The organism is Erythrobacter sp. NAP1, assembly GCF_000152865.1.
Classification (GTDB): Bacteria; Pseudomonadota; Alphaproteobacteria; order Sphingomonadales; family Sphingomonadaceae; genus Erythrobacter.
The window spans coordinates 2255349-2278479 of sequence record NZ_CH672390.1; the positions used below are offsets into that span (position 1 = coordinate 2255349).

Annotated in this window: 21 protein-coding genes; 14 read left to right on the forward strand and 7 right to left on the reverse strand. The window is 62.8% G+C overall.

The genetic code is table 11. The annotated features are described in order from the left end of the window. Positions 1-12 precede the first annotated feature (12 nt). On the forward strand, positions 13-726 hold the full coding sequence (locus tag NAP1_RS10705) for a murein L,D-transpeptidase catalytic domain-containing protein (protein ID WP_007165307.1): 714 nt from the start codon (positions 13-15) through the stop codon (positions 724-726). Further along, positions 716-1171 (forward strand): hypothetical protein, encoded by a 456-nt coding sequence (locus NAP1_RS10710; RefSeq protein ID WP_156777250.1) that lies wholly within the window; start codon positions 716-718, stop codon positions 1169-1171. The genes NAP1_RS10705 and NAP1_RS10710 overlap by 11 nt, the downstream gene beginning before the upstream one ends. Here NAP1_RS10710 and NAP1_RS10715 read toward each other — a convergent pair. Then, positions 1134-2516, reverse strand: coding sequence for a L,D-transpeptidase family protein (locus NAP1_RS10715; protein WP_007165308.1), 1383 nt, complete (start codon positions 2514-2516; stop codon positions 1134-1136). The genes NAP1_RS10710 and NAP1_RS10715 overlap by 38 nt on opposite strands. 182 nt (positions 2517-2698) lie before the next feature. Between NAP1_RS10715 and NAP1_RS10720 the strand changes: the two genes are divergently transcribed. The 5 genes from NAP1_RS10720 to NAP1_RS15995 all read left to right on the forward strand — a co-directional run bounded on the left by NAP1_RS10720 (position 2699) and on the right by NAP1_RS15995 (position 8573). After that, positions 2699-3595: a DMT family transporter gene (locus NAP1_RS10720; protein ID WP_040464421.1), complete on the forward strand. Its 897-nt coding sequence runs from the start codon at positions 2699-2701 to the stop codon at positions 3593-3595. 150 nt (positions 3596-3745) lie between these two features. After that, a complete protein-coding gene (acnA, locus tag NAP1_RS10725) occupies positions 3746-6418 on the forward strand; it encodes an aconitate hydratase AcnA (RefSeq protein WP_007165310.1) in 2673 nt (890 codons plus the stop codon). A 9-nt stretch (positions 6419-6427) separates the two neighbouring features. After that, positions 6428-6901: a rhodanese-like domain-containing protein gene (locus NAP1_RS10730; protein ID WP_007165311.1), complete on the forward strand. Its 474-nt coding sequence runs from the start codon at positions 6428-6430 to the stop codon at positions 6899-6901. A gap of 190 nt (positions 6902-7091) precedes the next feature. After that, positions 7092-7433, forward strand: a complete 342-nt coding sequence (locus NAP1_RS16325) for a hypothetical protein (protein ID WP_007165313.1) — start codon at positions 7092-7094, stop codon at positions 7431-7433. Positions 7434-7457: 24 nt separating this feature from the next. After that, positions 7458-8573, forward strand: a complete 1116-nt coding sequence (locus tag NAP1_RS15995; protein WP_007165314.1) for a hypothetical protein — start codon at positions 7458-7460, stop codon at positions 8571-8573. Between the two features lie 601 nt (positions 8574-9174). On the opposite strand, the gene ruvB is transcribed toward NAP1_RS15995, so the two are convergent. From ruvB to ruvA, 3 genes are read right to left on the reverse strand one after another with little or no spacing between them, the layout of a single operon-like run. Further along, complete coding sequence (gene ruvB, locus NAP1_RS10750) at positions 9175-10218, reverse strand: Holliday junction branch migration DNA helicase RuvB (protein ID WP_007165315.1); 1044 nt, start codon at positions 10216-10218, stop codon at positions 9175-9177. Then, positions 10215-10736 carry a DsrE family protein gene (locus NAP1_RS10755; RefSeq protein WP_007165316.1) on the reverse strand — a complete coding sequence of 174 codons (522 nt, stop codon included), beginning with the start codon at positions 10734-10736 and terminating at the stop codon, positions 10215-10217. Before NAP1_RS10755 ends, ruvB begins: the two co-directional genes overlap by 4 nt. Continuing rightward, complete coding sequence (ruvA, locus tag NAP1_RS10760; RefSeq protein WP_040464949.1) at positions 10733-11341, reverse strand: Holliday junction branch migration protein RuvA; 609 nt, start codon at positions 11339-11341, stop codon at positions 10733-10735. The genes NAP1_RS10755 and ruvA overlap by 4 nt, the downstream gene beginning before the upstream one ends. A 302-nt stretch (positions 11342-11643) precedes the next feature. Here ruvA and aroC point away from each other — a divergent pair, with 302 nt between their 5' ends. Further along, positions 11644-12729, forward strand: a complete 1086-nt coding sequence (gene aroC, locus NAP1_RS10765; RefSeq protein WP_007165318.1) for a chorismate synthase — start codon at positions 11644-11646, stop codon at positions 12727-12729. Positions 12730-12779: 50 nt separating this feature from the next. On the opposite strand, the gene NAP1_RS10770 is transcribed toward aroC, so the two are convergent. Continuing rightward, the gene (locus tag NAP1_RS10770) at positions 12780-13808 is read right to left on the reverse strand and encodes a DUF4274 domain-containing protein (RefSeq protein ID WP_007165319.1); all 1029 of its coding nucleotides are present in this window, start codon (positions 13806-13808) and stop codon (positions 12780-12782) included. Between the two features lie 193 nt (positions 13809-14001). On the opposite strand from NAP1_RS10770, the gene NAP1_RS10775 reads away from it, so the two are divergent. Further along, positions 14002-15033 (forward strand): fatty acid desaturase, encoded by a 1032-nt coding sequence (locus NAP1_RS10775; RefSeq protein WP_156777252.1) that lies wholly within the window; start codon positions 14002-14004, stop codon positions 15031-15033. A gap of 58 nt (positions 15034-15091) precedes the next feature. On the opposite strand, the gene NAP1_RS10780 is transcribed toward NAP1_RS10775, so the two are convergent. Next, complete coding sequence (locus tag NAP1_RS10780) at positions 15092-15859, reverse strand: SDR family oxidoreductase (RefSeq protein ID WP_007165321.1); 768 nt, start codon at positions 15857-15859, stop codon at positions 15092-15094. A 93-nt stretch (positions 15860-15952) separates the two neighbouring features. Here NAP1_RS10780 and NAP1_RS16000 point away from each other — a divergent pair, with 93 nt between their 5' ends. Next, positions 15953-16546, forward strand: a complete 594-nt coding sequence (locus NAP1_RS16000) for a TetR/AcrR family transcriptional regulator (protein WP_007165322.1) — start codon at positions 15953-15955, stop codon at positions 16544-16546. A gap of 17 nt (positions 16547-16563) precedes the next feature. Continuing rightward, positions 16564-17454, forward strand: coding sequence for an NAD(P)-dependent oxidoreductase (locus NAP1_RS10790; protein WP_007165323.1), 891 nt, complete (start codon positions 16564-16566; stop codon positions 17452-17454). Between the two features lies 1 nt (position 17455). Here the strand turns inward: NAP1_RS10790 and NAP1_RS10795 are convergent, their stop codons facing one another. Continuing rightward, positions 17456-17998 (reverse strand): DUF4287 domain-containing protein, encoded by a 543-nt coding sequence (locus NAP1_RS10795; RefSeq protein ID WP_007165324.1) that lies wholly within the window; start codon positions 17996-17998, stop codon positions 17456-17458. Between the two features lie 208 nt (positions 17999-18206). Between NAP1_RS10795 and ahpC the strand changes: the two genes are divergently transcribed. From ahpC to katG, 3 genes are all read left to right on the forward strand, one after another. Beyond that, complete coding sequence (gene ahpC / locus NAP1_RS10800; RefSeq protein WP_007165326.1) at positions 18207-18773, forward strand: alkyl hydroperoxide reductase subunit C; 567 nt, start codon at positions 18207-18209, stop codon at positions 18771-18773. Between the two features lie 219 nt (positions 18774-18992). Continuing rightward, on the forward strand, positions 18993-20582 hold the full coding sequence (gene ahpF / locus NAP1_RS10805) for an alkyl hydroperoxide reductase subunit F (protein ID WP_007165327.1): 1590 nt from the start codon (positions 18993-18995) through the stop codon (positions 20580-20582). Between the two features lie 293 nt (positions 20583-20875). Then, positions 20876-23056, forward strand: coding sequence for a catalase/peroxidase HPI (gene katG / locus NAP1_RS10810; protein WP_007165328.1), 2181 nt, complete (start codon positions 20876-20878; stop codon positions 23054-23056). The last annotated feature ends 75 nt before the right edge of the window (positions 23057-23131 follow it).

The window sequence follows — 23131 nt, forward strand, 5'->3', positions numbered from 1 at the left end:
AGTAGTGTTGATATGAACCGCCGCGATCTCCTTAAGTCCGGCCTTGCCGCCGGTGCCGCCATGGCCGTTCCCGGTCTGCCCGCGAAACTCGCCGCCCAGCCGCGCGCTGGCAGCCAGCGCGACCGCGCCCTGTTCGACATCGCCAAGCGCGAGCTTGACCGTGCAGGCGATGCGATCTGGCGGCGCGACATCGTCGGGATTGCCGATTTCGGCGTGCACTCGGCCAAGCCGCGCTTCTACTTCGTCAACCTCGACCGCGAAGACGTGAGCGCAGCCCATTGCAGCCACGGCGCGGGCTCCGATCCTGAACATGATGGCTGGCTCAACACTTACTCCAACGTCGAAGGTTCCAACGCGACGAGCAAGGGCGCTTACGTGACTTGGGAGTGGTATCAGGGCCGCTATGGCACTTCGGTGAGGCTCGGCGGGCTCGACGAAACGAACGATGCCGCGCTGCGCCGCTACATCGTGATGCACCGCGCCGCCTATGCCGAACCTTCGCATATCGAGCGCTGGGGCCGTCTTGGCCGTTCCAACGGTTGCTTCGCCTTTGGACAGGACGACTTCCGCTACGCGCTGATGAACCTGTCGGGCGGACGCCTGCTCTACGCCGACAGCCTCGGCCTTCAGGAAGACGGCGCGATGCTGTCGCGCGAGCAGCAGCTTGCCGTGCTGCAACCTGCCAAGCCGAACCTGACCCAGCGGTACAATCCGGGTGTTTACTAGCCTCGGCGAGGAACCACTCTACCGTCTCGCCTATGCGCTCTGGCTTGCGATGGTCGCAGGCGCGGCAATTGGCGGCGGCGTCCTGACGCTGACGCTCCTTTCTCAAGGCAACATGCCGGGTCTGCTCGAGAACTGGTGGATGGTGCCACTGGCTCCGGTCATGTTCGGCTGGATCAGCCTGATCTACGTGATCCCTTGCGCAGTCGCTTTCGGCATCCCGAGCGCGCTCCTCATCATGCGCTTGAAGCCCGGCAGCCTTCTCTCGCTGGCTGTGAGCCTAGGGTTTGCCACCGCGGTGCAGATCGCCTGCATCGCGCTGTTCATGTGGGACGAGTACTCGCAAGCGTCAGACTACGCTTTCACGACGCCCTTTGCGTGGGGCGCGGCGCTGGGACTGTGGTGGGCGCTCAGGCCTCGCCGCGCGGATCGTTCTCAATCACGATAACTTCGTCATCGCTCTCGCCCGAACGGTTCGCTTCGCGCGGCTTGTCGAGGCTGGCGAGGACCGGCGCATCGCGTCCATAGATATCGTCAAAGGTGCGAAGCTCGCCCTCGATATCGACGCCCATGGTGAAATAGGTGATGTAGGCAGGAAGCTGCTTCTCGATCATCACCTTGGTGTACTTGCCCGAGGTCGCGATTTCGACCGCCTCGTCGCGGGTAGCGCCCTTGCCGAGGATCGCCATGGTGATTGCCAGTTCAAGCGCGCGCTCTGTCCGGATGCAGCCATGCGACAAGGCGCGGTTGGCGTTCGCGAAAAGGTGCCGTGAGGGGGTGTCGTGGAAGAAAATCGCGTGCGGGTTAGGCATCTCCAGCTTCATGCGGCCAAGCGAATTTCCCGGACCCGGCTGCTGCACAACCGTGATCCAGCCATTGCTGCCGCGCGTAGCGGTGTAGCCGTTGGCGCGCGCCCAGCCCGGATTGCCGAGCACGCGTTCGCCAAGCCCTTCGCCCTTCACGATCGATTGCGGCACGGTCCAGGTCGGGTTGAACACCACGCCCTCCACCATCTCGGCAAGCTGCGGGGTAGCGGTGCGACCCGGCTTGCCGACCACCGTGCGATAGGTGCTGATGATGCGGTCGCGCACGGTCAGGCGCAGCTGATACTCGGGCACGTTGGTGATGAGATATTGCGTGCCAAGATCGCGCGCGAGCCAGCGCCAGCGATCCATGTTCGCTTGGATCAACTTGCGCTTCTCAGCCTCTTCCGCCGGCGTGACCGCCAGCTCTTCGCGAAGGCGAGCATAGTCAGGGTGCGTAGGGTTCAGCTCTGCAAGAACGCCCGCGACATCGCCCGTTTCGAGAGCCTTGGTCAGCAGATCGCCGGTGCGATACGTGTCGCGGTCGGGATCGACGACGAACCACTGCACACGCGCCGACATCGGAGTGCGGCCATCGCGCAGATCCTCGACCAGCCAGACGAAGCTCTTCGAAGCCGTCGCATCGAGCACTTCGGAGCGGCCTTGTGCGGCGAGCGTCTTGAGCTCGGTCAGGTTGTAGTCGGCAGGATTGAGACCTTCGGCTTCGATCCCTTCGATCACACCGATCAGAGCGTCGACGTGGCTAACCTCCCATTCCTGAACCAGCGGTCCTGGAGGTGCAAGGTCGCCCTGCACCAGCGGCTCGGAAACCATGCGCGGAAAGGCTTCGTCGAAGCTCGCATCGGCGGGTGTTTCGGCCTGAGAAGGCGCTTCCTCAATCGGCGCAGTTTCGTCTTGCGCGAGCGCTCCGCTAGCCAGAAGTGCCGCACCCGCGACACCGGTTGCCAAGCTGCTGACCCAATTACGCATGTGTATCATCCCTTTGCACAAAGCCGCCTCACGACCGGGCGGCGATGCGTCTCGAAGCCAAATATACTCCGGTTTCGCAGGCGCTATCAAGCAAATCAGCTTGCCCTCACCTTAATCGGTGCACAGCCGTGAAGCGCCAGACACGTGACGCGGGCGTGCACTGACCGTAAAGCGAGCCCACCATGAGCGAGCCCTCCCCCCTCTCCCGGCTGATACCCTTCGCTGTCGCGGCCTTGGGCGTGGGGTGCCTGTCGACGATGGACGCTTTCATGAAGGAAGCCGCTCTCACGACCGGAACCTACACCGCGACCATTTTGCGCTCACTCATCGGGGCAGCGATCATCGCGCCGTTCTGGCTGTGGCAGCGCACGGGCTGGCCGAAATGGGCAACGCTCAAACTGCATCTCGAGCGCGGGATCATCTCGGCTTTCATGGCGCTGACCTTCTTCTATGCCCTGACCAAGCTTCCGCTCGCCGAATCTATTGCAATTAGCTTCATCGCTCCGCTGATCGCGCTCTATCTTGCGCGCATTTTGCTGGGCGAAGTGATCCAGCCCAAGGCGATCTTCGCAAGCCTGCTCGGCTTCGCAGGAACGATCGTCATCATCAGCGGCAAGATCGGGCAGGACAGTTTCGACAATGACGCAGCGCTTGGCCTCGCCTCGCTGCTCGTGTCGGCCCTGCTCTACTCTTACAACTTCATCGTAATTCGCAGACAGTCGCAGATGGCCGGGCCGGTAGAGATTGCGACATTCCATAGCGGGGTCGGCGGAGTTGTCCTGTTGCTGGGCGCCCCCTTCCTCGCAACGCCGGTTGCAACCGAAGCGATCCTCCCGCTGGTTCTTGCCGGAGTTCTCACCGTTTGCGGCGCCATGGCATTTGCTTGGGCCTATGCTCGCGCCGAAGCGCAGGCGCTGGTTCCGATCGAATATTCGGGCTTTTTGTGGGCGAGCGTACTTGGCTGGGTCTTTTTCCGTGAGGCGGTCACGATCCCGACCTTGGCGGGCACGGCGCTGATCGTGACCGGGTGCTGGCTCGCGACGCGAAAGGGCCGCGAGAGGCAGCCTGAACCGGCCTGAGCGCGCAAGTGGGCCAAATCGACTAGCAAAAGGTCGCAAATCGGGCGCTTGCCCTTGACCTAGCCCCTTCTCTCTAGCAGTTGCAGCGACAGATTTTCCGCCCGCAAGTGGGATCACATTGGCGGGCCCCTACAAAGGATCGATAACCCCATGACAGCCACCGGCAAGGACACCCTTTCGACGCGTTCCACTCTCGATGTGAACGGCAAGAGCTACGCTTACTATTCGCTCGCCAAAGCGGCCGAGCAGCTTGGCGATGTGTCGAAGCTCCCGACCTCGATGAAAGTCCTGCTGGAAAACCTCCTTCGCTTCGAGGACGAAGGCTTCACCGTGGGCCGCGATCACATCCAGGCGATCGTCGACTGGCAGAACGATCCCAAGACCGGCAGCGAAATCCAGTACCGCCCGGCGCGCGTTCTGCTCCAGGACTTCACCGGCGTCCCTTGCGTCGTCGACCTTGCCGCCATGCGCGATGCGATCAAGGAGCTCGGCGGCGACACCCAGAAGATCAATCCGCAGGTTCCCGTGAACCTCGTCATCGACCACTCGGTCATGGTCGACGAGTTCGGCCACCCCAAGGCGATGGAAGCCAACATGGCGCTCGAATATGAGCGCAATGCAGAACGTTATGACTTCCTCAAGTGGGGCTCGAAGAGCTTCGAAAACTTCTCCGCGGTCCCTCCGGGCACCGGCATCTGCCACCAGGTGAACCTCGAGCACATCGCCAAGGGCATCTGGTCGAGCGTTGACGAGAACGGCGAAATGGTCGCCTATCCCGACACCTGCGTCGGAACCGACAGCCACACAACGATGATCAACGGCCTTGGCGTTCTTGGCTGGGGCGTTGGCGGGATCGAAGCCGAGGCTGCGATGCTCGGCCAGCCGATCTCGATGCTGATCCCCGAAGTCGTCGGCTTCAAGCTGACCGGAAAGATGGCCGAAGGCGTGACCGCAACCGACCTCGTGCTCACCTGCGTGCAGATGCTGCGCGAAGTGGGCGTGGTTGGCCGCTTCGTCGAATTCTATGGCGAAGGCGTTGCCAACCTCACCCTCGCCGACCGCGCAACCATCGCCAACATGGCTCCTGAATATGGCGCGACCTGCGGCTTCTTCGGCATCGATGCCAAGACCATCGAGTACCTGCGCCTCACCGGCCGCAGCGAAGAAGAGATCGCGCTTGTCGAAGCCTATTCCAAGGAACAGGGCATGTGGTTCGATCCGGCGAATGAGCCGGTCTTCACCAAGACCCTCGAACTTGATGTCTCCTCGGTCGTCCCGAGCCTTGCCGGGCCCAAGCGCCCGCAGGACCGCGTGATCCTTCCCGAGGTAGACGAACTGTTCAACGGCGACCTCAAGACGGTCTATGGCAAGGATGCGCCACACCGTACCGGCGTCGATGGCAAGGACCACGACATCGGCGACGGCGACGTCGTGATCGCCGCCATCACCAGCTGCACCAACACATCGAACCCCGACGTGCTGATTGCTGCCGGTCTCGTCGCGAAGAAGGCGAATGAGCGCGGCATGAAGCCCAAGCCCTGGGTGAAGACCAGCCTCGCACCGGGATCGCAGGTTGTGACCGATTACCTCGAAAAGTCGGGCCTGCAAGACGATCTCGACGCGATCGGCTTTGACCTTGTCGGCTATGGCTGCACCACCTGCATCGGCAATAGCGGCCCGCTCGCGCCGCCGATTAGCGCCGCCATCAATGGCAACGACATCGTCGCGGCCAGTGTGCTTTCGGGCAATCGCAACTTCGAAGGCCGCGTGTCGCCTGACGTGCGCGCCAACTTCCTCGCATCGCCGCCGCTGGTGGTCGCATACGCGCTCAAGGGCACCGTCACCGAGGACATCACCACCACGCCGCTCGGTCAGGATCAGGACGGCAACGACGTCATGCTCGCCGACCTGTGGCCGACCAATGCCGAGATCGCAGAACACCGCGCTGCCAACATCGATCGTTCGATGTTCGTGAAGCGATACGCCAACGTCTATGACGGCGACGAGCACTGGCAGGCGATCACGGTTGAGCCCTCTGACACCTATCAGTGGCGCGCGGGTTCGACTTATGTCGCCAACCCGCCCTACTTCGAAGGCATGGACATGACGCCGGCTCCGATCACCGACATCGTCGATGCAAAGCCGCTCGCGATCCTCGGCGACAGCGTCACCACCGACCACATTTCGCCTGCTGGCGCGATCAAGGAGGACTCGCCTGCCGGTGAGTATCTCAAGTCGAACCAGGTGCAGAAGAAGGACTTCAACTCCTACGGCTCGCGCCGCGGCAACCACGACGTGATGATGCGCGGCACCTTTGCCAACATCCGCATCAAGAACGAGATGGTCCCAGGCGTCGAAGGCGGCGTGACCACCTATAATGGCGAGCAGATGCCGATCTACGACGCCGCGATGAAGCACAAGGCGGACGGCACGCAGCTGATCGTGGTCGGCGGCAAGGAATACGGCACCGGCTCCTCGCGCGACTGGGCGGCGAAGGGCACGATCCTTCTGGGCGTGCGCGCGGTCATCGTCGAAAGCTTCGAGCGTATTCACCGCTCCAACCTCGTCGGCATGGGCGTCCTGCCGCTGCAGTTCGAAGAGGGCACCACGCGCGAGACGCTTGAGCTCGATGCGGACTGCACCTTCTCGATCAAGGGACTTGCCGACCTCACGCCGGGCCAGACGATCGAAATCGAAGCCACACGCGGCAACGGCACGACCTTCACCTTCAACGCGCTTTGCCGTATCGATACGGCGAACGAGATGGAGTATTATCGCAACGGCGGCATCCTCCACTACGTGCTGCGCAAGCTCGCCGCCTAAGGAGCAATCATGATCGAACCGCGCCTTGTCCTGTCCTCGCTAACCGTTCTCGCCCTCGCGGCCTGCGCGCCGAGCAAGGACAAGGATGAAGGGCGCGATTCGGCTCCGCCTTTCGGCTATGAGCTGGCGATGGCGAAGGAAGCCATCCCTGCCATAGCCGAGGAGGCGAGCGTGGTGGACCTTTCGGTCGAGGAGCTTCGCGCAAAGCTCGACGCTGGCGACATCCGCCTGATCGACGTGCGCACTTCGGAAGAGGTCGCGCAGGGGATCATCCCGGGCGCGGAGCATGTGGCTCTCGTCGATTTCGACCCGGCAAGCCTAGACCTCAGCGATGGCCGCGAAGTGGTGCTCTATTGCCGCTCGGGCCGACGTTCGGGCATCGCAGGTGAGAAGCTGACCGCTCACACCGGCAAGCCCGCGGCGCATCTGGGTGGAGGCATCCTTGCTTGGCAGGAAGCGGGCGAGGCGGTCGAAATGCCTTAGTCGCGCGGGCTCACCAATCGGACAGCAAAAGGGCGGCAATCCCGTGGGGGGGTGCCGCCCTTAGTTTTTCCAGGTCAGCTTTGAGCGCGCGAGTTACGCGTCTGCTTTTTCGACCTTGAACTTCTTGCGTCCCAGGATCGCTGCGGCGGCGAGGCCGAACAGGATCATCATCGGCGGTGCAGGCACTTCGGTGCCACCGCTGCTCGACGAGGACGACGAGCTGGAGCTGGAGCTCGACGACGAACTGCTGCTGCTTCCGCCGAAGCTCGAGGTGCTGCCACCCGAACTGCTGCTCGACGAAGAACCTGACGAGCTGGACGAAGACGAACCACCGAAGCTCGACGTGCTTCCGCCAGAGGAGCTGGAGCTGCCCGAGCTCGAACCCGACGACGAGGAGCTGGACGAGCCGCCATTGCTGCCGCCCGAAGAACCGCCCGACGAGGACGAGCTGCTGGAGGACGACGAGGAACTCGAAGAACTGCTCGACGAACCCGATCCACCCGACGAACCGCCGGTCGTGGTGCCAGGTTGACCGCTCGACCCGCCGGTGCTGGTCATGCCGCCCGAGCTACCGCCCGACGAAGACGAAGAGGAGGAACTGCTCGAGGACGAGGACGAGCTCGTGGAGCTGGTCATGTTCCCTGAGCTACCGCCGCTGGTTGCTCCGCCCGAGGACGAGCTCGAAGACGAAGAACTCGACGACGAGGATGAGCTCGACGAACTGCCGCTGCCACCGTTGCTGCCGCCGCTGGTCATACCACCCGAGCTGCCGCCCGACGAGGACGACGAGCTTGAAGAGCTGCTCGACGATGAGGACGAGGACGAACCGGAGCCGCCCGACGAACCGCCGCTACCGCCTGAAGATGACGATGAGGAACCGGACGATGACGAACCCGAAGAGCTCGACGAGCCCGAACCTCCGGACGAGCCCCCGCTCGATCCGTTATTGCCGCCCGAGGACGATGACGATGAGGAGGACGAAGAGCTGCTCGATGACGAGCTGCTCGACGACGAACTCGACGACACGTTGCCAGACGAGCTGCTCACATTGCCCGAGGAACTCGAAACGTTGCCTGAGGAGCTGGAGACGTTCCCGGACGAACTCGAGACATTGCCTGAGGAGCTTGAGACGTTGCCCGACGATGTCGATACCGCGCCGGTCGAGCTCGATACTCCGCCAGTCGAAGTCGAAACACCGCCAGTGGAGGTCGACACGCCGCCGGTGCTCGACGAGACTGCGCCGGTGCTCGAGGACACTGCGCCGGTCGACGAACTGATCGAGCCGGTCGAGGAGGTCGACGTCACGCTGCCCGACGTGGTGGTCGAGGAGATCGTGCCCGAGGATGTCGAGGCATCGACGTCGATGTCGATATTGATGTCACCCGAAGAGCCGCCGCTGCCACCGCTCGAGGTGGAGCTGGAGCCGCCGCTCGTCGAGGAGCTGAAGCTGCCGCCGCTGGTGGTCGAGCTGAAATCCCCGCCCGAAGTGGTGGTCGTGGTCGAGACGCCGAGATCGCCCGATGACGAACCGCCGCCACCAAAGAAGCCGCCAATGAAGCCGCCTCCGAAACCGCCGCCAAAGCCTCCACCGAAGCCGCCGAAGACCGGACCGCCAAAGCCGCCGCCGCCACCGGTGATGGGCGGAAGCGGAGGAAGCGGAGCGGGTGCATAGGCGACCTGCGCAATCGGCGGGCATTCAGCCGCGTCGATGTAGGCGCTTGTGGCGCCTGCGGGCAGCCCCGCGTCGTTGTAAGCCACAGCGCCAGCACCGGCTGCGCCGAAGCCGCCGGGAATCGGCTGGCATTCGATCGTGCGCTCAACGATGCGGCGACGACGATCAGGCTCGGGAAGCGGCGGAAGCTCGCGAACGCGCGGCTGGTCCTTGACGTAGATCGGTTCAGGCTGGCCCTTCACCGCGATTGGCTGCGTTTCGACCAGCTTGCCGTCGGCGTCGGTCGTGAAGCGCGGCTGATCGGTGTTCATCGGCTCCGCGACGCGCACTGCCCCGCCCTGCAGAAGGGCGATGCCTGCAGCGGTCGCTGCGAGTTTCGCTGTTGCCAGTTTGATCGACATAGAACCGAACCTTGTTTGCCTGCCCTGGCTGGATGCGGCCCACCCGCACCTTCACCAAATCCAATACTGTCATGGGATCGGAGACCGGATCACGGCAATGCGGTTAACCATGTTTGGCGCGTGTTAGCGGCGCCGGAACACCGGAATCGGGCGCTTTTCGGGGGTGCTGTCCCGTTTTGACACCGAAAACGGCGGCTGTGTTAGTCGTTCTCGTCGAACATCGAGGGCTGAGCGCCGCCACGCGACACCGGTTTTGCGACTCCGAGATGCTCCCAGCCGGCATCGTTAAGCATGCGCCCGCGTTCGGTTCGGGCGATCAGGCCAAGCTGGATGAGGTAGGGCTCGATCACCTCCTCGACCGTGTCCCGCTGTTCGGACAGGCCCGCCGATATCGCCGCTACCCCGACCGGCCCGCCCTTGTAGGTCTCCGCGATCATGGTGAGGTAGCGGCGATCCATCGCGTCGAGACCAAGCCGGTCGATCTCGAGCCGGGTCAGCGCATCATCCGCCATCGCGCGGGTCACGGTGACCTGGCCTGCGACCTGCGCGAAGTCACGCACGCGCCGCAGCAGGCGGCCCGCCACACGCGGCGTCCCGCGCGAGCGCCGCGCGATCTCGCGCGCGCCCGACGCTTCGATGTCGAGGCCGAGCAGTCGCGCGCCGCGCGTTACCACCTGGTCAAGCTCGTCATGGGTGTAGAATTGCAGGCGCACCGGAATACCGAACCGGTCACGCAAGGGGGTCGTCAGCAGACCCTGCCGCGTCGTCGCCCCGACCAGCGTGAAGGGCGGCAGGTCGATCCGCACGCTCCGCGCCGAAGGCCCTTCGCCGATGATGATGTCGAGCGCGCGGTCCTCCATCGCGGGGTAGAGCACTTCCTCGACCACCGGATTGAGGCGGTGGATCTCGTCGATGAAGAGCACGTCATGCGGTTCGAGATTGGTGAGCAACGCAGCCAGATCGCCCGCCTTGGCGATCACCGGTCCGGACGTTGCCCGAAACCCCACGCCAAGCTCACCCGCGACGATCTGCGCGAGCGTCGTTTTGCCAAGGCCCGGAGGCCCGTGGAACAGCGTGTGATCCATCGCCTCCCCCCGCGCGCGCGCTGAATCGATGAAGACGCGCAGGTTGTCCTTCGCCGCCTCCTGACCGATGAACTCCGCAAGCCGCTTTGGCCGCAGAGCCGTGTCCGGATCGCCGGGCTGGTTCTCGCCGGAGTGGATAGGAGGGTCGAGATCGCTCAAAACGGGTTCACCGTATAACCCTGCTGCTGGAGCAGCGCGTGGGCGGTCATGGCGGAGAGCTGCATCTCGACGCCCTCGATCAGCTCGTCAGGATTGACGCCGCGAGCTGCTGCGCTCTGCCCGCACAGGATGAAGCGAATGCCGCGATCGAGCATCGCGCGGATCATCGGCTCGGAGGTGTTGCCCTCGCCGCTGACCAAGTCGCCTGCCGCTAGGCCATGGACTACCACCACGAGCTTGATGCGGTCCTCAGGCACTCCGGCTGCGACGTGCATGTTCATGAAGCGGGCAGCACTCTCGAACCCGCGATTACGCGCGCCGTCCTCGGCAGCGGTGGCAACGTCGAAGGCGATCTCGAAGCGCGAGAAGCTGGGGATCGGTTCGACGTCAGGGACGGGCGCGTGCGGGCCGAATTCATCGAACACGGGGCCGGTCGCGAAGGCCTCCCGGCTCGCCTGTTGGGCAGAGAGGGGACTTGCGATGAGCGTTGCAAGAGCAAGGGCGAGAGCGTGTTTCATGATGCAGCCTTCTTGAGAGCAACGCGGATGAGGTCGCCTTCGGGCGCATCCTCGCCCAATTCGGCAGTGGCGCGGGCAACGGCCTGCGCGGCGATGGCGGGCTTGAAGCCGAGGTTCTCGAGCGCGCTCACCGCATCGGCGCTGGCAGAGCCTGCGGGGGCTGCGGCGCCCATGGGCACTCCGGCCATTCCGCCGCCGGGCAGCGCGCCGACCTTGTCTTTAAGCTCGTTGACGATCCGCCCGGCCAGCTTCGGCCCCACACCGTTCGCTCGCGCCACGCTGGCCGCGTCTCCCGCGGCGCAGGCATCGCGCAATTCGCCGGTCGATAGGGCAGACAGGATCGCAAGGCCGACCTTCGACCCTACGCCCTGAACCTGTGTCAGCAGGCGGAACCAGTCGCGCTCGGCGCTTTCCGCAAAGCCCAGGAGGCGCATGTCGTTCTCGCTCACCTGAAGGTCGGTGTGGACGGTGCACGCCTCGCCCTTTTCGCCCAGCGCGCTGAGCGTTCGGGCCGAGCAATGAACGAGGTAACCCACGCCCTGCACATCGACGATCGCCCAATCCTCGCCGATCTCGTCGAGGCGTCCTGATAGCTTTGCAATCATGGTTTGTTCTTGGCCCAAGGCGCTTCGCAACACCACCCCTGCACCGCGCTTATCGCCAGCAGAGGGTGGAACGCGCATGGGTATGGTTTGGAAAAGTCGCTCGGGCTCGCAAGCCTCTGTTCCAAAGCGATAATTCGAAAAATTCGCTGTAGGATGTGTGACTTTCCGATTTTTGCCAGCATTTCGCGCACCGCCGAGGTCTCATCCGTTCATCATGATCTCACACCATATCGTCGCGCCTGCGTGTAGGAAATCGGCTGAATTCTCGACACCGCCGCCGCTTTCGCTAAAGGCTTGGAGCCATGAGCTTCAACACTTTCGGACGGTCCCTGCGATTCACGACATGGGGGGAAAGCCACGGCCCCGGCCTTGGCGTGGTGCTGGACGGGTGCCCGCCGGGCATTCCCTTGCGCGAAACCGATATCCAGCCCTTCATGGATGCGCGCAAGCCGGGACAGAACAAGTTCACCACCCAGCGCAAGGAAGCCGACGCGGTGCGCATCCTTTCGGGTGTGTTCACGACCTCCGAAGGCGACCAGGTGACGACCGGCACGCCGATCCACCTGATGATCGAGAACACGGACCAGCGTTCGAAGGACTATTCGGAGATCGCGCAGGCCTATCGACCCGGACATGCCGATTACACCTATGACGCAAAATACGGCATCCGCGACTATCGCGGCGGCGGGCGCTCAAGCGCGCGCGAGACCGCTGCGCGTGTGGCAGCAGGCGCGGTCGCTCGGCTCATCATTCCCGAGGTCAAGATCACCGGCTTCGTGTGCGAGCTTGGCGGCGACCGGATCGAGCGCGACGCGATCAACTACGCCATCATCGACCAGAACCCGTTCTTCTGCCCCGACAGCTGGGCCGCGAAACGCTGGGAGGAACTGGTCGACCTTGCCCGTAAGAACGGATCATCGCTTGGCGCGGTGGTCGAGTGCGTGGCTGAGGGTGTCCCGGCCGGCTGGGGCGCGCCGGTCTATGCCAAGCTCGACAGCGAGCTTGCCGCCGCGATGATGAGCATCAACGCGACCAAGGGTGTCGAGATCGGCGACGGCTTCGAAGCAGCGCGCCTCACTGGCGAGCAGAACGCCGACCCGATGAGCCCGGGCGAGGACGGCAAGCCGGTCTTCGCAAGCAACCATGCGGGCGGCACGGCGGGCGGCATCTCGACCGGCCAGCCGGTGGTCTGCCGCGTGGCGTTCAAGCCGACCTCCTCGATCCTGACGCCGGTGGACTCGATTACGTCTGACGGAGAAGCCACCAAGGTCCGCACCAAGGGCCGCCACGACCCCTGCGTCGGCATCCGCGGAACGCCCGTGGTTGAGGCGATGATGGCGCTGGTCCTGGCCGACGCAAAGCTGATGCACCGCGCTCAGGTTGGATGACCTATAGCGCGGGGAACAACCCGCTCAGGTTGGGTAGGCTTCAAAGACCCTCAGCGAAACAGGACGCGGTAGGTATACTGCTCCGACAACCATCTGAGGCCGAACCAGAACGGCGCTATCCAAACGGCGCATATTGCGGCCTTGATCGCGCGGGCTTCGAAGCTCGTGTCTTTCGCCTCGGCAAATAGCGCGCTGAGCCCGAAGTAAGCTTTAAGCCACAGCACTCCGAGCGCGATCAGCGCCAGATAGATGATGGCCATCTGCTGTGTCGGTACGGTTTTCATCTCGGAGCGCATGAGGCTGCGCACCGTCGAGGTCGAATTGCTGATGCCCCAGCTCCACCAGCCGATCATGACAATCGCGCCAACTAAGTGGAGCCACCACTTGGCCGGATCGTTCACGAATTCGAAGCTTGCAGCGATCAGGCCGCCAATCGCGAAAAGGTTGAAGAATGTTGGGCGCATCTCGTCGCGCGCCTCGCGCATGTCCCACGTGACGATGTTGGACTTGGGCAGGTCGAGCCAGAAGCCGGTGCGCACGTTTTCGGGGCGCTCTTCCCACGCTTCGGGGCCATCCATCACTTCCTTGCCCCAGATCGGTTTGATCATGTCGCGGTGAGGCCTCCATGGCGGGTCGTCGATCTTGGAGACAAACCCCTTCATGTCTTCGAAATCGCGCTTGTGCATGGGCTCTGCGTCCCAGGCGATCTTTCTGCGCTTGTAGCCCTTGGCCGCGATCCGCTTGGCGATGTATTCGACCATCATCGCTTCGTCGCGCTCGTAAATCGGTTCATTGCCCGCAAGCTTCATCAGCTCCCATTCGGGGCAGGCGTGCCAGAAAACGTGAAGCGCGGTCGCCATTTCGCACTGCTCGTGGCGCGCGATCCAGTAAAGCGGCGCGATGTCGTCGCTCCAGTTGAAACCGGTCGCGAAGCGGTGCCATTCTTCGGGCGAAGCCTGTCCAAGCCAGTCGAGCCGTTCATCAGCTTGGGCCTGGTAGTCGCCATTGGCAGGCACGGTGGTTTCCCATGCGCGACGACGCAATTCTTCCATGTCCAGATTAGCATCCGCAGCAGACATCGCGTTCCCCTTCGCGCAAATGATTGTGCCGCAAGGGTTTTAGCGTGCACCGGTTACCTTGATGCTAACCGGCTCGCTTGCAAGGCTTCACAATCGTGTCATCACACCGGCGCATGTTGACGCGAGCGCCTTGCAGGGCGATGGACACAGCGGACGCGGCTTCCCTTGGCCGCGCAGGAGAAAAACGATCGCCATGCCGGATCGCGACAATCGCATAGATACTGACAATCCGCGGGCCATCGCCCGCACCCTCGCCCGCTTTCGCACTCCGCGTGCCAGCCGCAGCGGGTGGGAACTGGCGGTCACCTTCATCCCGTTTGCCGCGACGTTTGCGGCTATGCTGTTCGCGGTGGAGGCGGGGTATTACATCGCGCTGCTCCTCACACCGGTCGCCGGGCTGTTTCTGCTGCGGCTGTTCATCATCCAGCACGATTGCGGGCATGAGGCGTTTTTCCGGAAGCGTGGGAGCAACAATTGGGTCGGGCGCGGGATCGGGGTGTTCACGCTGACGCCCTACGATTGCTGGCGCCGCAGCCACGCGTTGCACCATGCGAGCACGGGAAATCTCGATGCGCGCGGGTTTGGCGATGTCGATACGCTTACGGTCAACGAATACATGCAGAAGGGGCGGATCGCGCGCGGCTTTTATCGGCTGTACCGACACCCGGTCTTCCTGCTGGGATTTGGGCCTGCCTACCTGTTCCTGTTGCGCCACCGGCTGCCCATCGGGTTGATGAAAGCAGGCGCGATCTATTGGGTGAGCGCGCTTGCGACCAATGCCGTGACCGCCGCGATCCTTGTCGGCCTCGCTTTTGCCTTCGGTATCGCCACCACTGCGCTGGTGTTCGTGCCCGTGCTGGTCACCGCCGCTTCCATCGGAGTATGGCTGTTCTATGTGCAGCACCAGTTCGAAGAGGCCGCATGGGACAATCGCGAGGACTGGGAGTTTCACGCCTATGCGCTCGCGGGGAGTTCCTATCTCCACCTGCCCGGATGGCTGCACTGGTTCACCGGCAATATCGGTATCCACCACGTGCACCATCTGATGAGCCGGATCCCGTTCTACCGCCTGCCCGATGTGCTCAAGGCCTATCCCGAGCTTGCCGAGGTCAACCGCATAACCCTTCGCCAGACGCCGCGCCTATTCCTGCTCACTCTGTGGGACGAAGAGCGGCGGCGGCTGGTGAGTTTCCGCGAGGCCAAGCGGATCGCGGCGGCGCAATGAAAGGGCGCGGCAGCCCGCTTGGCCCACCGCGCTTCTTTCCCGACTTTGATCTGGCGGATCAGACGTTCATCCAGCCACCATCGGCAACATAGTCGGCTGCGGTGACAAAGCTGGCTTCGTCTGAGGCCAGGAAGACCGCCACTTCTGCAATCTCGACAGGCTTGCCCGCGCGGCCAAGCGGCGCGCCCTGCCCGGCCATGGCTTCGAAGTCGTGATATAGCTCAGTCGGGGCGTTCGAGTTCTCGAAGAAATTGGTCGGCACGATGCCGGGTGACAGCGTGTTGACCCGGACACCGCGCCCGCCAAGCTCTGCTGCCATCGTGCGAGCGAAGCTGCGAACCGCGGCCTTGCTGGCGAAATAGAGCGTGCCGCCGGGCGCACCCTTGGCGTGGACGGCCGAGCTGGTGATAATGACAGAGCTGTTGCCCGACAGGACCGGGAGGAAGGCCTGCACCGTGAAGAAGGCGCCCTTCACGTTGAGGTCGAACTGGCGGGCGTAGAGCTCTTCGTCGACCTGGTCGATCGGTGCGAACATGCCGTTTCCGGCGTTGGCGAAGAGGATATCGACTTCGCCGAACGTGTCCTTGGCGAAATCAGCGAGCGCCTGAAGATCGCTGATCGAGGTGGAATCGGCGACGAAGCCGTGCGCGCCCGCGCCCAATTCGGCGAGCGCTGCGTCGATCCCTTTCTGCTTGCGACCGGTGATGATGACTTCGGCCCCTTCCTCAAGATAGCGCTTGGCCGAAGCGAGGCCGAGACCGGTGGTGCCGCCAGTGATAACGGCTTTCTTCCCGGCGAGGCGGGCGTTTGTGTGTGTATCTGACATTGTCCTAACTCCTTTTCTTGACTGATTGGTAAAGTTCAGCTAGGTATCCTTGAACGAGCAGTCAAGAACTAATTTGAACGAAAGGTCAAAAAAGTGCGCTCAGCGAGTTTTGACAAAGGTGAGGTCATCGACAGCATCATGCGGGCCTTCTGGGAGCATGGATATGAGGCGACTTCGATCCAGACGCTTGAAGCGGCGACCGGGCTCAAGCGGCAGAGCCTCTACAACGCATTCGGGAACAAGGACGCGATGTTCGAACTCGCCGCCGACCGCTACGATCTGGTGGTGTCGCGCCGCCTCCTTGCCGCGCTCGATAACGATGACCCGCGCGCGGCCTTGAGCGACTTCTTCGCAGCGCAACTTGCCGTGCTTGAGGACGCAGGTCAGCCGGCAGGATGCTTCGTCGCCGGAGGGCAGCAGGAACTTGCCAACCGCGCTGACACTGCAATCGGTGAAAAGATGAGCGCGCTCATCGGCGTGCAATACAGCGCGCTGGTTGCCGCGTTTGAGCGCTGGAAGGAACAAGGCGCGCTGACCGATGACGCCGACCCGCAAGCACTCGCGGGAGCGGTAATGGCGCTGGTGCGCGGCCAATCGGTGCTTGGCCGCTCGCAATCCGCCTCCGACATTATCGCGCGCACCGCCAAGACGCTTCCCGACCTGTTCGAGCGTTACTATGCGCACTGAAGTGGGGTGACTGCGCTATGAAGATCGTCCTCACCGGATCATCAGGCCGCATCGGCCGCGCGATCTTCGGTGCACTGGCCCGCGAGCACGAGGTGGTCGGGATCGACCGCAACGTCTTTTCGACCACGCATATCATCGGCGATTGCGCCGACCCCGACGTGATCGCACCCGCGCTCGAAGGGGCAGATGCGGTGATCCACACTGCCGGGCCGCACGCTCCGCATGTCGGTGTGTGGAGCGAGGCCGAGTTCGAGCGCATTAACGTCGAGGGCACGCGCACCCTCTTCGATATGGCAGCGGCAAGCGGCGTAAAGCGTTTCATCTATACCAGCACGACGGCGCTTTACGGCCACGCCATCGCGCCGAGAGAATGCACGTGGGTGGACGAAACAACCGAGCCGCAACCCAAAAGCATCTACCACCGCACCAAGTTTGCAGCGGAGAAGCTTCTTGAGGAATCCGCCACCCCGGCCATGCCGGTGCGGGTGATGCGGATGTCGCGCTGTTTCCCCGAGCCTGCCCCCGCAATGGCGCTGTACCGTCTGCATCGCGGGGTCGATGCGCGCGATGTCGGGACCGGCCATGCGCTCGCGCTGTCTCACGAGGGCGCCGCCTTTGAACGCTTCATCCTGTCCGGTGCGACGCCTTTCGCCAAAGAGGATTGCCAAAGCCTTGCCAGCAATGCGCCCGAGGTGATCCGCCAGCGCGCCCCTGCTCTTGCCGAAGCATTTGATCGCCGGGGCTGGACGCTGCCTCGCACCATCGACCGCGTTTACGATGCGAGCGCTGCGCAGCGCGAGCTTGGCTGGCAACCGCGATGGGGTTGGGAAGAGGTGCTTGCGCAATATGACCGCGACAGCATCGAAGTGCTCGCGCCCGATGCCACCTACGCGCGCAAGTCCGAATAGATCAGCCTGCGCGGGTGTAGGCTTCCTTCATCCAGCCCTTCACCTCGTCGTCGAACTCGCCCGCGCTGGTAAGCCTGACGCGGTGGCTGCACATCGCATCGCCTTTTTCCAGCCGCCCGGCAGGTTCGTCGCCCTTGAGAGCGAGCCCAAGATCGACGCGTGTCTTGGTCGCAGGGGTGATCAGCGCAAATTGCTTCTTGCGGCGCAGCGACACGCTGGCCTTTTTGGGCGCGACCTCGACATCGCTGCCAAGGCCTTTGGCAAAGTCCATGATCGCATCGTGGATCGGCTTCAGATCTGCCTTTGCGCCCGAATATTGCGAGGCGACGAGGTCGACCTCTTCATCGCTGGCAAGCGCCTTGGCTGCGACGAGGTTGGCAAAACCATGCGTCATCGCGTGATCGCTTTTAAGCATGGCTACGATCTTGCCGTGCTTGTCGAGACCTGATTTCGCCACGATGCCGAGCCACTCTTCAAGCGGCTTGCCGGTCTTTTCCGGCATGTTGGCAATCATGCTCGCAGCCATTTCTTCCGGAGTTGCCATCGTCTCTCTCCCCTAGCCTATGCCTGTACGGGGAAGGGTGTAGCACGCTTTTATCGTGTGTTTCGATGGTTCCCGAATTCGTGATTGAAAATCCCGATCTTCGCAATCGCAACAATCAATTTTTGTGCAGCGCATCAATCCCTATTTGAGCCGGGAACAAATTTCCGACCTCTTCATTTAACTTCCAACTCAACGAGGAAACACACCCATGGGTATCATTGGTTCGACCATCAAACCTTTCACCGCAACGGCCTTCAAGGCTGGCGAAGACTTCTATGAAGTTTCGGAGAAGGATCTCGAAGGCAAGTGGTCGGTTTTCTTCTTCTATCCTGCTGACTGGACCTTCGTCTGCCCGACCGAGCTCGAAGACCTCGGCGAAAAGTACGAAATGCTCCAGTCGATGGGCGTCGAAGTGTTCGCGGTTTCGACCGACACGCACTTCAGCCACAAGGCATGGCACGACACCTCGGAGAAGATCGGCAAGCTCAAGTTCCCGTTCCTCGGCGACCAGATGCATGTCCTTTCGAACAACTTCGGCGTGCTGCGTGAAGGCGTCGGCCTTGCCGATCGTGCAACCTTCGTTGTCGACCCCGACGGCGTGATTCAGATCATGGAAATCACCTGCGAAGGCGTCGGCCGCAATGCCAACGAACTGACCCGCAAGATCAAGGCTGCTCAGTATGTTCGCGACAATCCCGGACAGGTTTGCCCGGCCGCATGGGAAGAAGGAAGCGAAACTCTTGCACCTTCTCTGGATCTAGTTGGCAAGATCTGAGTTTAGATAACACAGATAGGGCGCGCGCGGCTCCTCTCCCCTCCCTCTCTCGCCGCGCCGCCCACCTTTACCCGGCCTTATACCGGGTCGTTTGAAGCCCGGGGCCTGACCCTCCCCCTCCCCCCCCAAAGTCAGGCTCCGGGCTTTTTTTCTCACATTTTCGCATTCGGCGCGCCTCGCGCCGGAGCCCCACGTTTTCTCAGGCAAAGGTGTACGCCCATGCTCGACGCAAACATGCAAATCCAGCTCAAGCAATATCTCGCCAATCTTCGCGAGCCGATCGAACTCGTCGCATCATTGGACGATGGCGAGAAGTCCGCGCAGACCCGCGAATTGCTGACCGAGATTGCCGAGTTGCACGAGATGGTCACCGCTTCGTTCGACGGCACGCATGAAAGGAAGCCAAGCTTCATCATCCGCCGTGCCTCGGATGCGAACAAGTGGGTACGCTTTGCAGGCCTTCCGATGGGCCATGAATTTACCTCGCTGGTGCTCGCGCTGCTTTGGGCTGGCGGTCACCCGCCGAAAGTCGACGCCGACCTGATCGAACAGGTCCGCGCGCTCGAAGGCGATTATGAGTTCGAGATGTTCTTCTCGCTCTCATGCCACAACTGCCCCGACGTGGTGCAGGCTCTGACGCTGATGGCGCTTGAGAACACGCACATCACAGCGACGCTCATCGAAGGCGGAACCTTTCAGGACGAAGTCGAAGAACGCGGCGTGCTCGCGGTTCCTGCGACCTTCCTCAACGGTGAGAGCTTCTACAACGGCAAGATGGAGCTCGCAGAGATCCTCTCCAAGCTCGACAGCGGCGCCGACGAGAAGGCAGCCGAGAAGCTTTCGGCCAAGGACCCGTTTGAAGTGCTCGTTATCGGTGGCGGGCCCGCAGGTGCGGCTTCGGCGATCTACACCGCGCGCAAGGGTTTCCGCACCGGCATCGCGGCAGAACGCTTTGGCGGCCAGTTGCAGGACACGCTCGGCATCGAGAACCTGCCAGGCACATCCTACACCGAAGGCCCCAAGCTTTCCGACGACCTGAAGAAGCAGGTCGCGGAGAACGAAATCGACATGATGGACCTCGCCCGCGCAACCGAGCTTCGTCCGGCCAAGGAAGCTGGCGGCATGCATGAAGTGACACTGGCGAATGGCGCGGTGCTGAAGTCGCGCTCGCTCATCCTCTCAACCGGCGCGCGCTGGCGCAATCTCGGCGTTCCGGGTGAAGCCGAATACCGCAACAAGGGCGTTGCCTACTGCCCGCACTGTGACGGCCCGCTGTTCAAGGGCAAGCGCATCGCGGTGATCGGCGGCGGCAACTCGGGTGTCGAAGCAGCCATCGACCTCGCCAAGATCGTCGGCCACGTGACGCTGATCGAATTCGACGCAAAGCTGCGCGCTGACGAAGTGCTCCAGCGAAAGCTGCGCAGCATGGACAATGTCGAGATCATCACCAGCGGCCAGACGACCGAGATCACCGGCGACGGCGCAAGGGTGAACGGCCTCGTGCTCAAGGACCGCGAGAGCGGCGATGAGCGCCGGATCGATCTCGAAGGCGTGTTCGTCCAGATCGGCCTTGTGCCCAACACCGAATGGCTTGCCGACACCGGCCTCGAATTGTCGAAATTCGGCGAGATCATTGTCGACGACCACGGCGCAACCAACCTGCCCGGCATCTATGCCGCAGGCGATGCGACCACGGTGAAGGACAAGCAGATCGTCGTCGCGATGGGCACCGGCGCAACCGCAGGCCTCGGCGCATTCGACTACCTCATCCGCAACGAGCCGGTCGACGAAATCGCACAGGCTGCGTAATTGGCTTTGCGCTCGCCCATCCGGGCGAGCGTCCTCGCTAGACGCCCTCCGCTGCGCTGCGGCCCCGCTGCGGGCGGGCGGTCGCCCTTGCGACACCTTTGGTGTCGATCCAGCTCAAGCTTGCTACCTTGTCGCCTATCCGGTCGAAGACCAACCAAGGCTGCAATCGCAAAATCCAATCAATCTTCGCACTTTAATCGATTGGACTGATCAAAGCCCCTCCATCATCCTCCTGTCATCCCAATCGGATATTCCGAGTCCCAAACAGGGGACCACGTGAGAGGAGAGATTTCATGGACGCGAAGACTGGTGAAATGAGTGGCTGCCCGTTCCACGGCGATGGCGGAACCCGCACGCTGCTGGGCCGGACCAATATGGACTGGTGGCCCGAGACAACTCAGCTCGACCTGCTGACCGAAGAAGGCAAGTCCGCCAACCCCTATGGCGAGGACTTCGACTATGCGAGCGCCTTCAATGCGATCGACTATCAGGCGCTCAAGGATGATCTGACCGCGCTGATGACCGACAGCCAGGATTGGTGGCCGGCTGATTATGGTCACTACGGCCCGTTCTTCATCCGCATGGCCTGGCACGCGGCAGGCACCTACCGAACCGGCGACGGTCGCGGCGGTGCAGGCTCGGGCCAGCAGCGTTTTGCCCCGCTCAACAGCTGGCCGGACAACGGCAACCTCGATAAGGCCCGCCGCCTGCTTTGGCCGATCAAGCAGAAATACGGCAAGGGCATCAGCTGGGCCGACCTCTACATCCTCGCGGGCAATGTCGCGATCGAGAGCATGGGCGGTCCGGTCTTCGGTTTCGGCGGTGGCCGCGCCGACGTGTTCGAGCCCGAAATGGTCTATTGGGGCACCGAAGAGAAATGGGTCGATACCGGCGCAGAAACGCGCATCATCCCCGATGAAGGCAGGGCGCTCGAAAACCCGCTCGCCGCGATCCAGATGGGCCTCATCTACGTCAATCCCGAAGGCCCGGGCGGCAATCCCGACCCACTCGAAAGCGCGCGCGACATGCGTGAAACCTTCGCCCGCATGGCGATGAACGACGAGGAAACCGTCGCTCTCACCGCAGGCGGCCACGCATTCGGAAAGGCCCACGGCGCTCAGCCCGCAGACACGTTCGGTGAAGCGCCCGAAGGCATGCATCTCGAGCATCAGGGCTTTGGCTGGCTGCATGACGCCGAAGAGATCGGCAAAGGCCACATCACGACCTCGGGGATCGAGGGTTCGTGGTCGAACAACCCGACCTCGTGGAGCCACGACTATTTCCGCCTGCTATTCAAGTACGACTTCGAACTCACGCACAGCCCGGCTGGCGCGCAGCAGTGGACGCCGATCAACCCTGACCCGGAAGACATGGCTCCCGATGCGCGCGATCCGTCGAAGAAAGTGCCAACCATCATGACCACCGCTGACATGGCGCTGAAGATGGACCCGGAATATCGCAAGATTTCCGAGCGCTTCCACGCGAACCCCGAGCAGCTCGACGACGCCTTTGCCCGTGCATGGTTCAAACTGTGCCACCGCGATATGGGCCCCAAGGTCCGCTATCAGGGTCCTGAAGTCCCCGCAGAAGACCTGATCTGGCAGGATCCTGTTCCCGCTGGCACCGCGCCTTCAGACGCCGATGTCTCGGCCTTCAAGGATGCGATCCTCGGATCGGGCCTGACGGTCAGCGAACTGGTGAAAGCGGCGTGGGCCTCGGCCTCGACCTATCGCAAGTCCGACCATCGCGGCGGATCGAACGGAGCGCGCGTGCGCCTTGCCCCGCAGAACGGCTGGGCCGCGAACGATCCCGATGAGCTGGCCAAAGTGCTTGCAAAGATTGACGAGCATCGCGGTTCGATGAGCATGGCCGACGCGATCGTGCTTGCAGGGACGGCAGCGGTTGAGAAGGCTGCCAAGGATGCAGGCTTCGACGTCAGCGTGCCATTCACGGGTGGCCGCGGCGATGCAGGCGACGAGCATACCGATGCCGAAAGCTTCGAGCCGCTAGAGCCGTTCGCCGATGGTTTCCGCAACTACCTCAAGACCAAGGCCAATGTGAAAACCGAGGACATGCTGATCGACAAGGCGCACCTTCTGGGCCTGTCGATCCCCGAAACGACCGTACTGGTCGGCGGGATGCGCGTGCTCGGCGCGAACAGCGGCAACCGCAAGCACGGCGTCTTCACCGACCGCGTCGGACAGCTGACCCCCGACTTCTTCACCAACCTCCTCGACATGGGCACCAAGTGGGCTCCGGTCGATGGTTCGGGTGATGAGGAATATGTCGGCTCCGACCGCGCATCGGGCGAAGAGAAGTACCGTGCCACGCGCACCGACCTCATCTTCGGCTCCAACTCGCAGCTTCGCGCCCAGGCCGAAGTCTATGCCGAGAGCGGCGCGGAAGAGAAGTTCGTGCACGACTTCGTCGCCGCATGGACCAAGGTCATGAACGCAGGCCGCTTTGACATCTGATCGAGCGGTTCAACGAGCCCCCCACCCTGACCGCGATTGCACACTTGGTCAGGGTCGCAAGAGGCCCCCGGCTTT

What these genes read in the sequence shown, in the direction of transcription:
- NAP1_RS10770 (WP_007165319.1), bottom strand. Translation starts at nt 13,808, where the DNA reads ATGTCTGCTGCGGATGCTAATCTGGACATGGAAGAATTGCGTCGTCGC.
- NAP1_RS10775 (WP_156777252.1), top strand. Translation starts at nt 14,002, where the DNA reads ATGCCGGATCGCGACAATCGCATAGATACTGACAATCCGCGGGCCATC.
- NAP1_RS10755 (WP_007165316.1), bottom strand. Translation starts at nt 10,736, where the DNA reads ATGAAACACGCTCTCGCCCTTGCTCTTGCAACGCTCATCGCAAGTCCC.
- NAP1_RS15995 (WP_007165314.1), top strand. Translation starts at nt 7,458, where the DNA reads ATGCCGCCCGAGCTACCGCCCGACGAAGACGAAGAGGAGGAACTGCTC.
- ruvA (WP_040464949.1), bottom strand. Translation starts at nt 11,341, where the DNA reads ATGATTGCAAAGCTATCAGGACGCCTCGACGAGATCGGCGAGGATTGG.
- ahpC (WP_007165326.1), top strand. Translation starts at nt 18,207, where the DNA reads ATGGGTATCATTGGTTCGACCATCAAACCTTTCACCGCAACGGCCTTC.
- NAP1_RS10705 (WP_007165307.1), top strand. Translation starts at nt 13, where the DNA reads ATGAACCGCCGCGATCTCCTTAAGTCCGGCCTTGCCGCCGGTGCCGCC.
- acnA (WP_007165310.1), top strand. Translation starts at nt 3,746, where the DNA reads ATGACAGCCACCGGCAAGGACACCCTTTCGACGCGTTCCACTCTCGAT.
- NAP1_RS10730 (WP_007165311.1), top strand. Translation starts at nt 6,428, where the DNA reads ATGATCGAACCGCGCCTTGTCCTGTCCTCGCTAACCGTTCTCGCCCTC.
- NAP1_RS10780 (WP_007165321.1), bottom strand. Translation starts at nt 15,859, where the DNA reads ATGTCAGATACACACACAAACGCCCGCCTCGCCGGGAAGAAAGCCGTT.
- aroC (WP_007165318.1), top strand. Translation starts at nt 11,644, where the DNA reads ATGAGCTTCAACACTTTCGGACGGTCCCTGCGATTCACGACATGGGGG.
- NAP1_RS10720 (WP_040464421.1), top strand. Translation starts at nt 2,699, where the DNA reads ATGAGCGAGCCCTCCCCCCTCTCCCGGCTGATACCCTTCGCTGTCGCG.
- ahpF (WP_007165327.1), top strand. Translation starts at nt 18,993, where the DNA reads ATGCTCGACGCAAACATGCAAATCCAGCTCAAGCAATATCTCGCCAAT.
- NAP1_RS10790 (WP_007165323.1), top strand. Translation starts at nt 16,564, where the DNA reads ATGAAGATCGTCCTCACCGGATCATCAGGCCGCATCGGCCGCGCGATC.
- NAP1_RS10715 (WP_007165308.1), bottom strand. Translation starts at nt 2,516, where the DNA reads ATGCGTAATTGGGTCAGCAGCTTGGCAACCGGTGTCGCGGGTGCGGCA.
- katG (WP_007165328.1), top strand. Translation starts at nt 20,876, where the DNA reads ATGGACGCGAAGACTGGTGAAATGAGTGGCTGCCCGTTCCACGGCGAT.
- NAP1_RS10795 (WP_007165324.1), bottom strand. Translation starts at nt 17,998, where the DNA reads ATGGCAACTCCGGAAGAAATGGCTGCGAGCATGATTGCCAACATGCCG.